Source organism: Salipaludibacillus neizhouensis (genome assembly GCF_002886185.1).
GTDB classification, from domain to species: Bacteria; Bacillota; Bacilli; order Bacillales; family Salisediminibacteriaceae; genus Salipaludibacillus; species Salipaludibacillus neizhouensis.
The window spans coordinates 102,131-119,393 of the sequence record NZ_KZ614146.1 but is presented as its reverse complement, the minus strand read 5'-3'; the positions used below and the strand labels follow the sequence as shown (position 1 = coordinate 119,393).

Here is a 17,263-nt window from a genome sequence, read left to right as displayed (position 1 = left end):
TACATGATTCTAGCTCTGTCTAGTATCAAGAAATGTACGAAGTAAATAAGTAGGTGTACAACTCCACGCATGACAAAAACTATTAATCAGGTGATTACCGTACGGAGAAAATTCTTTGTCTTCTGGGTTATACAGCTCCCAAAATGTATCTGCTCCATCTTTAATCATTCCACCCCAATAGTGCTTTAAAAGTTTAATAGCTTCCTCTGTTTCACCGGTAAGGAAAAGTGCTTCTGCTAAATGATGATACATATATGGTGTATTCATACCGATTTCGGGTTTTTCTACTAGCAAATTTTGAAGCAACTTTCGACTTGCCTCCTTATCAAGAACCTCAGCCAATACCATCCAAACTTGGGTAGCCCACGAGATTTGTTTGCTTTCTCCACTTACAAAAAATCCGGCCTTTTCATTCCATAAGTGAGTCTTTGCAGCCATTGTCATTGTTTCTACTTTTAGCGTTAAATAAGCTTCTTCTTCTGTTTCTCCGAGTTCATTTGCTAGATTAATTGCTCGTTTTAACGCATAAATTAAGATTGCCTGGGAAGGTCCTTGCTTGTTTAAATCAGGATGCCAATCGATAAACGACCACCATGAAGAATCATCTTTCACTATCCCATTGTCCTTTACTCTTTCTAATGCTAATTCAATTTGCCGATAGGCTGTTCCCCAAAGTTCAACTAACGTTTCTTTGTCTTTCGTTACTTGATAATAATCGAAGAGTGTTGTTGTAAAAAAGAGAGAATAATCAAACAAGAAAGTATCATCCGGGATGAGGGTAGGTTCCACAAATAAATTTGCAGTTACTTGTCCGTTCTCATTTGGTACCGTTGCAAACTGATACAAATTCCGTTTCACTAGATCATTGTTTTTAAACGTGACATAATTTGCTAGTGCCTGCAATCGCAAGTCACCAAGCCATAGTCGCCGATCACGTTTTGGTCCATCTTCAAAAACGTCTTGCATACAATCCTGCAATGTTTTAATACTTACTTCATCTAACTTATTTAACAATGGATCCTCATGGTTCAGTTGCTTCACATTAGACACATCCGCCGAGGTTACAGCTTGGCACCGAACCTCGTTAAAAGACACATTAAATTTTTGGGATGTATCAAGGATTTCTACTTTCATATAACGGAAACTATAACGCCGCGGCAATTTAATCTTATTTGGCAGCACATCAACATGAAGGGTTTCTTCCTGTAACCACGAACTACTAATCCATCCATCATAGCTAGAAAAAGGCTCAGATACCTCAACAGGCATTTCACCGAAAGTGAACCTCACATGAAGAGGAGCATCCGGTGGGCTGCCAACTGGCGACACATTCATGGAGACATATCCAACAACATGTTGACCAAAATCTAAAATAAAGGACTCTCCTTTTCCAAAACTTTGCGTTGCTAATTGCTGATAGTCTTCCGTAGGGACTACCTCCCAACCGTGAATGATATCCTCATTAGTTATCGTCTTCACTACACGATTCGGAGTAATAGTTTCTTGATAGATTTTCGGTTTAAGTGCGTCAGCCTTTTCTTCAAATAACGGATTACGTATAACTTTTTGATTAGGATCACTTTGAAAACTCATTTTATAAACCATCCTTGATATATTCAAAATGAAACGTACCTGATTCGACTCTTACAAGTAGTCCTTCTTTCACAGTTTCGTAAGAAAGAATACCATCAATGGCTTCCAGGTTTACACCATTCTCTTTCACTTGTTTTGCTTTTGCATTAGGAAGAATGATTTCTGCGGTGGTATTTGCCGGAACTGTAACTTCCATTGTCACGGTATTCTCATCCGTTATTTTCCAATAGCTTCTAATTAATCCGTACATCGATTCCAGTGAACCTTCTGCCCATTCTAACCCTGTTCCCATACGGGGAGATATCGTAAATGTTTTATAACCTGGGTTGTTTTCATGTAATTCGATACCAGCTACTTTACGATACAGCCAGTCACCGATTGCTCCATATGCGTAATGATTGAATGAGTTCATATCCGCACTCCAAAAATCACCGTTTTCTTTCATACCATCCCAATGTTCCCAAATCGTAGTCGCACCCTTTGTAATCTGATAAAGCCACGATGGATAGTCCTTTTGAAATAATAATTTATATGCTGTTTCATTTTGATCGTTTTCACTTAATACATGGTTTAAATAAGGTGTACCGACAAATCCTGTTGTTAAATGCCAATCACTTTCTTCGAGTAGCTCCATTAGCTTTTCTACAGCACGATCCTTTGCTTTTCCTTCAAGTAGATCAAACATTAATGCAAGAATTTGTCCAGTTTGTGTCGAAACAGCTAACTTTCCATTCGGAGTCACAAATTCATCGGTTAGCATTTTAATAATGTTCGTCTCGAGCCGTTGGTAATATGCAACATCTGCATCTTTTTCAAGGACCGCAGCTGTTTTCTTTACGAGTGACGTCGAGTATGCATAAAATGCAGTTGCAATATACGACCGGTCCGTTGCTCCGACATAGCTATCTGGTTTTGAATCCAGTGCTAACCAATCACCGAAGTGAAATCCTGTATTCCAAAGATACTCGTTCTCCCCTTGATTGCGTATATACTCAATCCAAGAAGTCATACTCTCATATTGCTCTTCCAAAATTCTTCGGTCGCCATAACACAAATATAATGTCCAAGGGCAAATAACTGCAGCATCTCCCCAAGCAGCTGAACTAAATGGCCGATCAAAAATATCCTCTTCATCATCGCCAGCAATAACATTCGGGACGACGAATGGTACTCCGCCTTCTTCATCCTGCTCCGCTTTCAAGTCATGCAACCACTTTGTAAAGAAAGGAGCTACATTTGTTAAATACGCTGCAGTTCTAATAAACATTTGCGCATCACCTGTCCAGCCAAGTCTTTCATCACGCTGTGGACAATCGGTAGGAACATCTAAGAAATTACCTTTTAATCCCCACACGATATTGTGTTGGAGTTGATTAATCATCGGATCAGAACATTTAAAATCCCCTGTCACTTTCAAATCCGAGTGTAAGACGATCCCTGTAAAATTTTCTAATTGAATTTGATCAGAATCAAACCCATCTAATTTTATATAACGAAAACCTTGGAAGGAAAAGGTTGGTTCAAAGGTTTCTTTTCCCTCTCCATTTAAAATATACCGAACGGTTTGTTTTGCTTTACGTAAATTCTCTGTATAAAAATTACCCTCATGATCTAAAACTTCCGCATGACAGATTTCTACTTCTTGTCCTGATTTACCTGTAATAGAAAAACGAACCCAGCCTACCATGTTTTGTCCTAAATCAAGAACTATTTCTCCTTTTGGTGTCTTGATTAAATCGATTGGTGTTATTTCATTCATTATTTTAACCGGTACATTTTCCTGCGCTACAAGGATGTCTTTTGAATGAGTGATGACTTCTGCTGATTTCCACTCCTGATGACTCTTCTTTATCCTTGCATCATAGGTTTCCCCGTGATAGATTTCTGACATTAGAATCGGACTTTTTGAAACTTTCCAACTATCATCTGAAACAATTGAAATTGTTTCTCCACTGTGAAGTTCAATCTCTAATTGAGCTAATAACGCTAACCGGTTTCCGTAATGATTACTTTTTTCTTCGAATCCAAGATTTCCTTTATACCAACCATTCCCTAGTAATCCAATGATCTCATTTACACCTTGCTTCAATAAATCGGTAACATCGTAGGTTTGATATTGTAAACGATTCTCGTAACTGGTCCATCCTGGTGTAAAAAAGTCATCACCAATGCGCTGACCATTTAATTCAAGCTCATACAAGCCTAAAGCAGTTGCATAAATACGAGCAGATTTAACATGTGTATCTACTTGGAAATCACGTTTCAGTATTGGACAAGGTTTTCCATTGATATCGAGCGAAGGGGAAATCCAATCAGCTACCCAATCACTTTGATTAAGCAGACCCATTTCCCAATAGTGAGTTTCTGACCATCCAGAAGATTCATCATGCTGGTTTTTCACTCGGATCCGATAATAGTATCTCTTCCGTGATTCCATAGTTAATTCTTTTAATTCAACAAGATTACTTTCCTCCGTGACTACTTCTCCGGAGTCCCAGATGAGCTCTGAAAAATCATCTGATTTTGCTATTTGGATCTGATACGATTTTTGTCTTATACCTCTTTGATCGGAAAGTGTTTTCCAACTAATCCTCGGTTGAGTGACATCGATACCCATTGGATTTTCTTTATATTCACACGTTATTTTCTCTATTTTGAACATTTGGTAACGCCTCCTAAATTAAATAGATTAACCCTTGACCGATCCTGCAGTCATACCTGCTACAATTTTCTTGCTGAATATTAAAAATAAAATAAATGGAGGTATTGTTATAAGCAACACGTTTGCAAATAATAAATTCCAAGACGTATTATACATACTCATAAAGTTATATAAGGTTAGCTGAACCGTCGCATTGTCCGCACCAGGGAAAAAATAAAGCGGATGGACAAAGTCATTGAAAATCTGTACAGAATTTAAAATGATAACGGTCGCGTGAATTGGCTTTAGCATTGGGAAGATAATCTTGAAAAACAACTGCCAACTGCTACATCCATCGATAATTGCTGCTTCATCAATATCTTTAGGAATTGTTGCAATAAAGCCCGTATACAAAATAATGGAGAAAGGAATTGAAATAGCAACCATAACTAATATAATTCCTGGCATTGTTTTAAATAAACTTAACCTTTCCAACACCCAAATTGTTGGAACTACTGCAGGTGGGATCATTAAACCTGACAGGAATATCGCACCAATAACAGATATCGATTTCCCAGTACGTCGTTGTAAAATAAACCCTGCCATAGATGCTACTACCATCAATATTAAAATCGAGCTAACTGTAATAATAGAACTGTTAAAAAATGCACGGATTAACATCCCATTTTGTGCCTGGAGAACTTCTGTAAAGTTTTCAATAATTCGAAATTCTGTTGGCCAACTTATAGATAATTGAGAAGCTTCTGCACTTGTTTTAAATGAATTAACTAAAATAAAATAAAATGGAACAAGAAAAGTTAGAATTACAACAATTACTGCCATAACCTCAACAGCAATTTTAGTAAAGTTTACTTTCTTTTTAGGATTTTTGTTTTTCTCATGCTCAGGTTGAGGCATCATTTTTTTATCATTCAAAGGTTGTTGCATCAAATATCCACCTCTTTTCTAGTGAGCATCTTAAATATCGGAAACACAATAAGGGCTACTAAAAGAAACAGAATTACGTTACCTGCCGTTGATAATCCATAGAAACCTGCTTGATATTGCTTGTAAATAATGGAGGCAATCAGATCAGAACTAAACCCTGGCCCTCCGCCAGTCATAGCCCATACTAAATCGAATGTGCGTAATCCACCAATTAAAGCTAAAATAATAACTGCATTCGTTGCTGGACGAGAAAGTGGTAAAGTAATATTCTTAAAGGCATCAAATTTGTTTCCACCATCAATTTGAATCGCTTCATAGTAATCTTTAGGAATAGACATCATCCCTGCGATAAATATAACTGTCGCAATACCGACACCCTTCCAGACATCTACTAATGCAACAGAATACAAAGCGAGTGTTGGATTTCCTAACCAGTTTGGTCCACTAATACCAAAAAACGCTAACACCTCATTGATTAATCCTTCTGACGGATGCATTAACACACTAAAAGCAATACCTACTGCGATAGTACTTACTAATACCGGAAAAAAGATTGCTGAACGTAAAAAGTCTTTTGTTTTTATTTTAGATGTCAAAAATACTGCAAACAGCAATCCGAAAATCACTTTTAAAATAGTCGTTACAAAAGCAAAGATAAACGTGTTTTTAAACCCAATTAACAAGGATGGATCATCAAAAAACATTTTAAAGTTATCAAAGCCGATCCAAGTCCATTCACGAAGATTCCACCTGGTAAAACTAAAAAAGAAAGACATAACCGTCGGAAATACAAACAAAAGTCCATAGATGATGGCAGCGGGAATTAATAATTTTAAACTATATATTTTATTTACTTTCAACATACTCACTCCCTTACTTCTAAACTTCATACATAATCAGACTTATTTAACTAATGCCCTGTTATAGAATCCATAACAGGGCATATAATATTGAGCTATCGAGTTAGTTAACTATTCATTCCATCCTTCAAGGTCTAATTGTTGTGCTTGTCGTTCTACATCTTGATCATAACTTTCAGCACCTTCTTGAGCAGATGTCATTCCTAAACCTACTTCAACAAGGATTTGTTCTAGGTTTGGTCCTTTTAGTGGAGATAAGAATTCTAGTGCAGGTCCAACTCTACCTTCCTCTAAATATGGAACCATTTCCTTAACTGCTGGGTAAGCATCTTCTGGTAACTCGACTCCTTTAAGAACATATGGACCTTGCGCCTTCATTTCAGCCATATACAATTCCTGACCTTCTTCTGATAGGAAAAATTCCATGAATTGTGTCACTGCTTCAACGTTTTCAGAATCTTTATTTGCATACAAACCTCCTGGCATCCATAGCGTCATACCATGATCTTCAGCATTCTCTCCTGGTTGACCGAAAAAGCCAATGTCGTCGATTTGATCTGGATAGGTTTCTTCTATTGCAGGTAATGCAAATGTTAATATTGGATAATGTGCTGCTTCGCCTTCAGCCAACATTCTTAACGCATCTTCGTACGTTGTTGATGTTTCTTCCGAATTAAAATGTCCTGCTTCTTGTAGTTCTGAAAGTTTTTCAAAACCTCTTAATGCTTCTGGCGTATCTGCAAATTTTGCTTCATTTGCTGTAAAATCCTCTGCAAATGTAGGTGCTTGACTGTGTACATTATAGTAGTCAGCCAAAATTACGAGTTGAGATGTCCAAGTATCTCCATACGACGCAATTACAGGGACTTTTCCGGCTTCTTTTATTGCATCATTATTTGCCATTAGTTCATCCCAAGTATTCGGTACTTCTAATCCTAATTCTTCATAAACCTTTTTATTATATAACCAACCTCCAGCAGAAGCTGATTCACCTGGAATTCCATAAGTAGCGCCATCTACTGAAACAGTTTCGATAAACGTTTCATCTATTTTCTCTACAAATTCTTCACCTGATAGGTCATAAAAGTACTCTTCAGGATTCAATGCTTTAAAAAGGGAACCAGAGTTATACCACATCATATCAGTCATTTCACCAGTAGCGAGACGGGTTTTTACAATATTATCACCCTCTGTACCGCCTGGACGGATTTCTGTATTTAAAGTGATGTTATATCTTTCTTTGACTTCGGCAGCAACAGCATCAATACCATCTGTTACTGTTTGGTTGTCTACAAGAAAGGATATCTCTGTTTCTGGAAATTCCTCTTCCGTATTAGTTGACTCACCACTTGTCTCATTTGCTGCAGTGTCTTCATTATTGTTTGAACCACATCCCGCAAGAAACAAAGATAATAATAATGCTGCACCTAAAAATAGCCATAACTTCTTTTGACTTTTCACTTAAATGACCCCCTTTAAATTTTAAGCACGTTTATGTTTTGTGCTATGCCCTTATTATATAAGCGCTTTCATCTTTTAAAAACCGAATATTTTTACTATTTAGGGGGTGAGATTTTACTATTCACACTTGTTATAATTTAAAAATTGGTTATTTATACATGTAAAGTCAATCAATTAAACTTCCAATTAAAGACGCTTTTTATATTCAGCCGGCGTCAAACCTTCCAATCTTTTGAATACCGTAGTAAAGTATTTATCGTCTTCATACCCCACTAGTTTGCTCACTTCAGTAGTACGGTTTATCCCTTTGTTAAAATACTCTTTTGCTTTGTTAATTCTATAAATCATCAGATATTCCGAAAAAGTCTTCCCTGTTTGTGCTTTAAATTCTCTGGATAAATAACTTAAACTGACATGATTTTCTTCAGCAAAGCTTTGAAATTTTAAATTGGTTTGATACTGTTGATGGATCCAATGCAGGACACGCGGTATCAAATTTTTGGGAGCCACTTCATGTACCAAATCTTCTTCAACAAGCTGATCAATCATTTGTTCTAACGAATGAGATAATTCATCAAAGGTTGAAATTTCCTGCAAATAGTCAAAACTCTTTTTAACTGTTTCTATTTGAACATCTGAACCTTTTTGCTGCTCTAGTTTAAATATGAGTGCATAATACATATTTCTAAGAAATAAAGATAATTGCCTCAGCGTTATTTCTTTTTCTTTCAGACTTTGGACTATATGTTGAACATACACTTTTGCTTTGATAATTTCCCCATTTCGAATAGCCGTTTCAATTACCCGAATGTTCATCCATTCACCTGTTAAGTCAATATTTCTTTCTGTTTCTTCTCCTTTTATAAAAGAAGGTTGTCCATAATTCATGTGGTTTTCTATTCTTTGCTCCAAGATGTGTACAATTGACATCAAGCTCTCATCATATTTTTTTCTCATGAAACTAAGATGAACATGAATATCTTGATTTATAAATTTATTTAAATCATTGATTTTCGCTTCAAAAAGATATTGTTGGTTCTCGTCTGTAGCAGCGACTAACAAAAGCTTTCGTTGATTATCTATGTTTATACAATAGATCTGCTCGTTAGTAAGATAAGCGTCTGATAAGATTTGTTTGAAATCTTCATCCGTGCCTCTTGATGAAGACCACCCTCGACTAGCCTTCCAATTTTCAGCAAGCATATAAATAATATAATAGTCATCTTGGTTAAATACATTCATTTCGTCTAGTTCTTTCTCAGACTGCAACATTTTGTTCACCGACCAGTGTCTTTTCTCTTCAATTTCTTTATGCTCTTCTTCAATAAGAGAAATCGAGCGATCTACAACATCATACAAAGCTTCTCTTTTAACCGGTTTAATCAGATACTCTATCACCCCTAATTTTATTCCCTGACGAGCATACTCAAATTGGTCATGGACGCTTAATATCACGCATTTTATCGATTCATCAAATGTTTTTATTTGTTCTATTAGTTCTAATCCACTCATACCCGGCATCGTAATGTCTGAAATCACTAATTGAGGTGTTACTTCTTCAAGCATATTTATCAAGTCTTCTCCATTAGCAAACGGGTATATTTTGTGCTTTGGTTCATATTTTTTTAAGAGTCCTTCTAATTCTAGCAACGACCAATACTCATCTTCAACAATAAAAATATTCATTTAATGTCCTCTCCCCTCAGGTAAATCATTCTCGGAATTGTAAGGAATTTTTAACGTTGTTATTGTTCCTGAACCAACCTCACTTCTGATCTCTAATCCAAAGGTTGGACCGTACATTAGTCGTATTCTTTGTTGTATATTAATTAAACCTACTCCCATATGCGGTGCTTCCGTTTCAATTGGATTTGAATACGATAGTCTATTTTCAATTTGCTTCAATTTCTCTGGCTCAATTCCGTTCCCGTTATCTTTAACTTGTATCAATACTGTATTTTTATCTCTTAGTACATTTAATTCTACAATTCCCCCAATTTTTTTATCGGCTAAACCATGATTGATCGCATTTTCAATAATGGGCTGAATGGATAGCTTTGGAAGGAATGTTTCTTCTGCTCCTTCTTGCACATCAGATACAAGTATGAATCGATCCATAAAACGGTGCTTTTGGATGTTAATATAATTATTGATATGGTCTAATTCCTCTTTTAATGGCACTGGCTTATCTAAATCTTTCATCGTATACTTAAATAGATCGGAAAGGGATTCTGAAATCTCCGCGACTTCCTCCACCTGTTTTACCCGACTAATCGCCTTCATGACATTCAAAGTATTATATAAAAAATGTGGATTGATTTGTGATTGTAACGCTGATATCTTTGCGTTTTTCTCGGTGATTTTTGATTCATACACTTCTCTGATTAGTCGGTTAATACTTTCAAGCATATTGTTGTATACTCGTGTCACAATATCCATTTCCTTATTACCAGTAAAATTCATTCTTTTTGTTAAATCCCCTTGCTCTACTCCTTCCATTTTTAACGTTAACTCTCTTAATGGTTTTGCAATCTGATAAGAAAGAAAATAGGAAACTAACGCGATAAGTACAATTGCGATTAGACCCGTACTAAAAATAAACAATAAAATTTGATTTCGTTCATATATGATAAAGTCATCATCAATGAGAATGATTGTATCCCATCCTGTTTGTGGTGATTTATTATATGTATACAAGTATTGATCTTCCTTCCATACCAATTCTCCTCCATCAGATTGATTTAAAAAAATGGAGCTGTCAAAGCCGTCAATTTTAGCCCCCGTTAACTCTTCATCATAATCAAATATAACATTCCGGTCCTCATTCATAATGAGAAGTTGCATATACTCTTCTAATTCATTCACATCTTCAAATTCTAACAAATTAGTAAAGGCATCGATGTTAATATCAATTTTCATAGAGCCTATTTTTTGTCTTTGAGGAATATTGTATATATTTCGGACTAGTGACACTACTTTTCTTTTTTCACCATTTGCTAATGTAGTTTCGGTTGTTGGTAATAACATAAATTCGTTTTTACTTAATGAATCCAATTCTTTTTTCCACTTTTGTTCTTCCAATAAATAGATAATATCCACATTTCCTTGCTTGACATATTCATAGGCGATATTTTCATTGGTGTAAATTGTAATTCTTTCTATGTCTTTACGTGGGTAAACATGATTAAACAACCGATTATATACACTATTTTTTATCAAATACGCTTCGTAAGCAGTTCCAATTTTTGTTTCTACTAAAAGACTTTCCTGTAAATATGGGTCAGTAAATATCGCCAATGAAAGTCTTTCTATATCTTGAAAATACAAGTCGATTGTTCGACTAAATTGAGTAGACAAGATATTTGATAACGACTCCGCTTGTTTTTTCATTTCATTCACGTTGCTAATATAAATAGCAATAGCTATGATACTGATTATAATAACGTTTACAATTGTAATTGTAATAAATAATTTCATTTTTAAACTGAAAGACTTCAATATTAACCCCACCTGTTCCTTGTGCCCTTTTTGACTAAGTCACAAGTTTTTTCTTTTGGTTACCTATGTTTTGATAGTAACATGCTATCTTATTTATTGATCTCGAATTCTCATTATATCCTAGGTAATGATACTTTAGTTGGTTAAATATTTTAAATTTTTGTACATTTAGTGAATGTGTTATGCAAGTGCTGATTGTTGCTTTTCCTGTTGGAGTCGTGCAACTGCTTCTTCTACCCTAAAAAATAACCATTCAAAAATAACAAAGCCTCTTTGTAAAATCACAAATTTTTATGCTAGTACTAGAAAAGATTAAACATGATCAATATTGGGTAATTATATGTTCTATATCCCCAAAAGAATGAGGTGCTTTATATGGAGGATTATAAAAAAAATAGTATTTCACTTATTGGAGCAGTGGGGCTAGGGACGGGTGTCATGATCAGTGCAGGGATTTTTGCACTACTCGGACAAGTAGCCGAGCTTGCTGGATCATGGTTTCCACTTATTTTTATTATAGGTGGGATTGTAACAGCATTCAGTGCCTACTCCTATGTAAAATTAAGTAACGAGTTCCCTTCCGCCGGTGGTATCGGAATGTTTTTAGTGAAGGCTTATGGTAAAGGAACAATTACTGCTTCTGCAGCACTTTTAATGGCATTTTCCATGGTTATTAATCAAAGTCTAGTGGCAAGAACATTCGGAACTTATACACTTCAACTCTTCGATGGGCAACAAAGTAGTTATTTTGTCCCGTTATTAGGCGTTGGTTTGCTTACTGTAGCTTTTCTAATAAATATTTCAGGGAACAGTTTTATTCAATCGTTTACTTCGATTGCTTCTCTATTAAAAATTACCGGTTTATCGATCTTTGCAATAGCTGGTTTATGGGTGGCTGGCTTTTCATTCACACCTGCAAATGGAGGTGGCGATGTATCAGATCCATCATTTATTCAATACATTGCAGCTGTAGCTCTGACCATTCTCGCTTTTAAAGGGTTCACCACGATTACAAACAGCGGATCTGAAATAGTGAAACCGAAGAAAAACGTTGGCCGAGCAATCATGATTTCTATTTCGATCAGTCTCTTGATATACTTACTGCTTGCCTGGGCTGTATCAAGCAATTTATCTTTACCGGGAATTATTGAGGCAAAGGATTATGCTCTTGCAGAGGCCGCCAAACCCGCTTTCGGTAATTATGGTCTGTGGTTAACGGTTGCAATTGCCATTCTGGCAACGATATCCGGAATAATAGCTAGTGTATTTGCAGTCTCTCGAATGCTAGCCATGTTGACAGACATGAAACTTATACCTCATAAGCATTTTGGGATGCCGGGTAACATTCAAAAACACACTCTCGTCTATACAATTGTCATTGCGATGGCACTCACTATCTTTTTTGATTTAAGCAGAATTGCTTCAATGGGGGCCATCCTTTACTTAGTCATGGACATCATTGTTCATTGGGGAGTTCTGAAACATCTGCGAGAAAAAGTTGGGGCGAATATATTTATTGTAGCGTCAGCTCTTGTGTTCGACGCTGTTGTTCTCGGAGCATTTGTATGGGTTAAAGCGACTTCTGATTTGCTGGTAGTTGGCGTATCCATTTTGTTTATCGCTATTATTTTTGTCGGAGAGCGATTTTTTCTTAAAAATACCGCATAACTCTATAAGAAAAACGCGTAGCGTCTTTTATTAAATACAGCGTGATCTTTAAAGCCACCCCCGAGTAGCACCTACGTAGTACGTGTAGGTGCTACTCGAAAGGATGTGGGTTTCCCTTGATACGTGTGGCGTAAAGATAGCTGTCATTTTATACTTTCTGTTAAAAAAAGATGGCTCAAAGTTAAATTTGAGTCACCTTTTTTCAATCGATCATCTATGAAGTAGTCCATGTTTGACAAACTTTAATAATTCAACCAAGCTTTACTGTACTTTTCAAGAATAATTGGGTGAATTAACGTATTAATTTCCAACGTAACTAAATCTCCATTTTCATCATAAATCTCTTCATCAATATCCTTACCGAAAAGAGTTAATCCTCTCATTAATTCACTCGTTAGAAATGTTGTTTCTTTGTTGATTTCAATGTTGGATAAGTCGACCAGCTCTCTTTTGGCTAAAATAAAGCCCCAATTACCGAAGCTAGGAATATCTACTTGAAAATTTTCTGTGTATAAATCTGTTGCTTCAATCGTCTTATTAATCGTCCAGTATACCTCTGTTGCAAAAGTTGGGCTTGTTGCTTGTACCATTAATGAACCACCAGGAGAAAGGTGGTTTCGCAACAGTTGATAAAATTGTAGGGTGTAAAGTTTACTCAGTGATTCATTGTTTGGATCAGGCAAATCAACAAGAATTACATCATAAAATTCAGCAGATTCCTTGATAAACTCAAAAGCATCGTCATTGATTACAGTTAGTCGTGGATCAGAAAATGCATCTTCATTTAGCTGTACAATATCATGATTATCTTTTGCTAAGTCGATAACAGCCGGATCTAAATCGACTAATGTGATGGACTGTACTTCATCATACTTTTTCAACTCTCTCACAGCAAGACCGTCTCCACCACCTAAAATAAGGACATTTTCCTTTGTTTCTGCCGTTGCCATAGCAGGATGGACAAGTGTTTCGTGATATCGGTACTCATCAACCGAACTGAATTGCAGTTGACCATCAAGAAACAACCTTAAATCTCCTTGTTCTTTCGTTAAGATAATTTTTTGGTACTCACTATTCGAGTTATATATAATTGGATCTTTATACATCTTTTGTTCGAAGGAAAATGCCATCTCTTCTCCCCACAAAACCCCTGCAGTAAGAAGAATTAGAATAGCAACTCCAGCAACACCGTGTTTTCGGTACGTTGGAATTTCTTTTCGAAAATAAAATAAAAGCCACAGTGCAATGATCACGTTAATAATAGCTACAACAAACGCCGTTTTTACAAGCCCTAACTCAGGTCGAAGCAGGAAAACGAAAAGCAGTCCGCCAATTAAGCCGCCAGCATAGTCTGAGAAAAGAACGCGTGCAGCACTTCGATTAAGGGTTTCACCAATATCATTCGCTTTTCGAATTAAGATTGGCAGCTCTACCCCGGTTAATGTTCCAACAATCAAGGTAACCGTATAAAGGAAGAAAGCATCGGTACCACTGCTTAAATATGCCGTAATACCAAAAAGGAGGAATGTGGATAATCCTCCAACTAAACCAATTAAGTATTCAATCCAAACAAAGGATAATATTAAGTTTTTCGTTACTTTTTCACTGATCGTTGCACCAATTCCCATTCCTGTCAAAAACAAAGAGATAACTAATGTGTATTGTTTTACTCCGTCTCCTAAAAGATAGGAACCTACTGCCCCAAAAAGGACTTCGAAAATAATACCACATATAGATACAATTCCCGAAGCCCAGTAAATTGCTTTTGTTTTGTTTAATTCTTCATTAACCACTTTATATTCTCCTTTATTTTGTATAAAAAGAGTACCTAACTCTATTCTCAAAGAGATTAAAACGCAAAGCGTCTTTTGTTAAATACAGCGTGAGCTTTCGCCACCATCATTTAAGCATCAAGAACGCCCCTCCCGTGATGCGTGTGGCGTAAAGATAGCTTTCATCTACTTTTTTATCTTCAAAAAAACTGAAATCTTTCAAATTCTTGCCTTGTTATAAAAAACACCATGGTGTTCGTACCCATCCATTATGAAAGTGGGTATGTTAACACCATGGCTTCTCACTATATTTAATACTCATCGAACGATGTCAATAAATTACGTGATGGATGCCCCAATCACTAAAGCAAGACCAATAGAAACAGCTAAACTAATCATCCCTACAGAAACATTGCCTTTCTTTAATTGTTCCTCAACAGAAAAGGATCGAGTCACTAATTCAAAAATAAAATAAGCAATCATTTGTAATGCTACACCCACGAGTCCCCAAATTAACGTTTCAACTAACTCGCTGCTGCTATATACTGCAAACGCTAAGATAATACATATACCAATGATTTTTCCTGAAATGGATAAAGCTACGGCATTATTGCCATTTAATACCTCATCCCAATCCTTGTATTTAGTTAAACTTTCAAATATCACTAAGCCGATGATAACAATAATGATAGCAAGTACGAAATACATAAGTGTTAATAAAAATGGTTCCATTTTATTACTTCCTCTCTCTATTTATTTACCCGATCCTGGGCCGCCACCTCGAACTGTACCGCCACGAACGGTGGGACTATTTTCGTATCCTTTATAATTCCCGCCTGAAGAACTATAGCCACCATAGCATTGACTGGGATTACTCCCACATTGAGACCTGCGATTACTACCCCAGTCGTTCGTATTCAGCGCAGAATTAAGAACCGACATTACCAACATTCCCTGGAAAAAACTTGGATTGTAATTGTCCTTCACAAATTCTTTATTTGCTAATTCAATTAACGTGTTTGAACTGTTTTCTTCATCTTCCGTTAACATGACAAAAAATTTATCATAGACAAGCACTTGTTTGTTGTCATTTTTTTCACTGATTTTTTCTGGCTGTTTAGCTCCTTCTAGCTCAAGAGCAACGTCATCTATTTTTTTCCCTTCTGCCACGTAAACCTCCGAGTAATTAGATGAGTCAACAGCACTTCCTACAACGTCAAACAATGGATAATTTTCTTGAACAAAATTTGCTGGTTCTTCTTTGTATATTGTTTCGTAATCTGAACTTTGTGATGAGCAGGCACTTAATAGTAAAAACACTGTCACAATAAAAGTTACAAATAAAAGATTTTTCACCACTCCCACCCTCTTCTAAGAAAAACGCAAAGCGTCTTTTGTATTTATTTTGTTGCTTGGTTATCATGGAAGGTTGTTCGGAAAAATTACCGCTCCCTTTCCGTGGATGATCCGCGAGCCTCCTCGAGCAAACTGACGCTCTGCGGGGTCTCGCTTGGATCATTCTTCCACAGGAGTCTCGCGGATTTTTCCAAACAACAATTTTTATAAAGGCAGTTTACATAACTGTTATTGTTCTGATAAGAGGCTTGAAAGAGCAAATAAACACCACCTATTTAGAAAAAAGGATTTCTACATTGACTTTCTTTTTTCAAGAAAAACGCATAGCGTCTTTTATTAAATACAGCGTGAGCTTTCGTCACCATCATTTAAGTATCAAGGGTGTGTTTCCTTGTGGCGTAAAGGTAGCTGTCATCTTTCTTATCTGCGAACAAAATAAATCGAAGTAGCGAAGGCGGCGACTCCTGCGGGAAAGCAACTGCTGAAGACCCCGAAGGGCGAACTTTCCCGAGGAGGCTGAAGTCGTTGCCCGCGGAAAGCGTCCGCCTAGAGCGGATTCGAGCCCTCTGTTCAAAAGCATACAACAACATCTATAAAACCAAGAATTTTATAAATTCTTATCTTGTAAGAAAAACGCATAGCGTCTTTTATTAAATTCCCCTCACTGAGTAGCGCAAATTAAAATATGCGACAGGAAGGTAGTTCATTCCAATTTCTCACGATCGAAAAAATTGGAAACAACTTAAAGGTCTCTCCCCTCTAAAATTTACAAGAAGAGAGAGACTTTTATATTAGTCTTTTGATATTTTCTTCTTTAACGCTGCGAGTTCATCATCAACATCGTTGCTGCCAAGCGAGTCAAGTTCATCGTCTAAGCTACGACTGGAAGAGCTTAAATCATCGCTAGTTTCAGCTTCTGCCTCAAGTTGCATGACCTTTTCTTCCATTCGGTCAAATCCTTGTCTAGACTGATCGTCACCGATAGATGACATGGAACGGTTAATATTTTTTCTTGTCTTCGCAGATTCTGCTCTAGCTTTTAACGTATCTTTCTTTATCTTCATTTCATTGTATTCCTGTTTCATTTCATCCAGCTTTGCTCTTAACATGTCAGCATCTGCTTTTGCACGCGTGTAGGATTCCTTGAACGATTCTGCTTGAGCCGAGTGAGTTTTTTTATCTTCCAATGCTCTTCTGGCTAAGTCTTCATTTCCTGATTCTAACGCTTTAAGAGCCTGTTCTTCTCGCTTTTGAACCATTTTATCTGCTTCTTCAAATTTCTTTTTTAGCAATTTCTCATTAGAAATCATTTTCGCTACAGAAGCTTCAGATTCACGAATATCCTCCGCCATCTCACGCATAAATTGATCTAGCATTTTTACAGGATCCTCCGCCTTATCAAGCATTGAATTTAGCTCGGAACCCACTACTGTCGAAACACGTTTGAAAAATTTAAACATTTATAT

Annotated in this window: 12 protein-coding genes; 1 reads left to right on the top strand and 11 read right to left on the bottom strand. The window is 36.5% G+C overall.

Annotation, left to right across the window (positions count from 1 at the left end; genetic code table 11):
* Nucleotides 1-9 precede the first annotated feature (9 nt).
* The 7 genes from CEF18_RS00505 to CEF18_RS00475 form a co-directional block, all read right to left on the bottom strand.
* Nucleotides 10-1,593 carry an alpha-L-rhamnosidase-related protein gene (locus CEF18_RS00505; RefSeq protein WP_110934657.1) on the bottom strand — a complete coding sequence of 528 codons (1,584 nt, stop codon included), beginning with the start codon at nt 1,591-1,593 and terminating at the stop codon, nt 10-12.
* A gap of 1 nt (nt 1,594) precedes the next feature.
* The gene (locus tag CEF18_RS00500) at nt 1,595-4,255 is read right to left on the bottom strand and encodes an alpha-L-rhamnosidase (RefSeq protein WP_110934656.1); all 2,661 of its coding nucleotides are present in this window, start codon (nt 4,253-4,255) and stop codon (nt 1,595-1,597) included.
* Nucleotides 4,256-4,282: 27 nt separating this feature from the next.
* Nucleotides 4,283-5,182, bottom strand: coding sequence for a carbohydrate ABC transporter permease (locus CEF18_RS00495; RefSeq protein ID WP_223292197.1), 900 nt, complete (start codon nt 5,180-5,182; stop codon nt 4,283-4,285).
* Entirely contained in the window at nt 5,182-6,045 is an 864-nt protein-coding gene (locus tag CEF18_RS00490; protein ID WP_110934655.1) for a carbohydrate ABC transporter permease, read from the bottom strand. The genes CEF18_RS00495 and CEF18_RS00490 overlap by 1 nt, the downstream gene beginning before the upstream one ends.
* A gap of 108 nt (nt 6,046-6,153) precedes the next feature.
* Nucleotides 6,154-7,503: an ABC transporter substrate-binding protein gene (locus tag CEF18_RS00485; protein WP_110934654.1), complete on the bottom strand. Its 1,350-nt coding sequence runs from the start codon at nt 7,501-7,503 to the stop codon at nt 6,154-6,156.
* Between the two features lie 186 nt (nt 7,504-7,689).
* Entirely contained in the window at nt 7,690-9,189 is a 1,500-nt protein-coding gene (locus CEF18_RS00480; protein ID WP_110934653.1) for a response regulator transcription factor, read from the bottom strand.
* Nucleotides 9,190-11,001 carry a cache domain-containing sensor histidine kinase gene (locus CEF18_RS00475; RefSeq protein WP_110934652.1) on the bottom strand — a complete coding sequence of 604 codons (1,812 nt, stop codon included), beginning with the start codon at nt 10,999-11,001 and terminating at the stop codon, nt 9,190-9,192. It abuts the gene before it with no gap.
* A 375-nt stretch (nt 11,002-11,376) separates the two neighbouring features.
* Between CEF18_RS00475 and CEF18_RS00470 the strand changes: the two genes are divergently transcribed.
* Nucleotides 11,377-12,669, top strand: a complete 1,293-nt coding sequence (locus CEF18_RS00470; protein WP_110934651.1) for an APC family permease — start codon at nt 11,377-11,379, stop codon at nt 12,667-12,669.
* Between the two features lie 242 nt (nt 12,670-12,911).
* Here CEF18_RS00470 and CEF18_RS00465 read toward each other — a convergent pair whose 3' ends face one another.
* From CEF18_RS00465 to CEF18_RS00450, 4 genes are all read right to left on the bottom strand, one after another.
* Nucleotides 12,912-14,462: a polyamine aminopropyltransferase gene (locus tag CEF18_RS00465; protein WP_110934650.1), complete on the bottom strand. Its 1,551-nt coding sequence runs from the start codon at nt 14,460-14,462 to the stop codon at nt 12,912-12,914.
* Between the two features lie 318 nt (nt 14,463-14,780).
* The gene (locus CEF18_RS00460; RefSeq protein ID WP_110934649.1) at nt 14,781-15,173 is read right to left on the bottom strand and encodes a DUF350 domain-containing protein; all 393 of its coding nucleotides are present in this window, start codon (nt 15,171-15,173) and stop codon (nt 14,781-14,783) included.
* A gap of 21 nt (nt 15,174-15,194) precedes the next feature.
* Entirely contained in the window at nt 15,195-15,797 is a 603-nt protein-coding gene (locus tag CEF18_RS00455) for a DUF4247 domain-containing protein (RefSeq protein ID WP_183041101.1), read from the bottom strand.
* A gap of 791 nt (nt 15,798-16,588) precedes the next feature.
* Complete coding sequence (locus CEF18_RS00450; RefSeq protein WP_110934647.1) at nt 16,589-17,257, bottom strand: PspA/IM30 family protein; 669 nt, start codon at nt 17,255-17,257, stop codon at nt 16,589-16,591.
* Between the last annotated feature and the right edge of the window lie 6 nt (nt 17,258-17,263).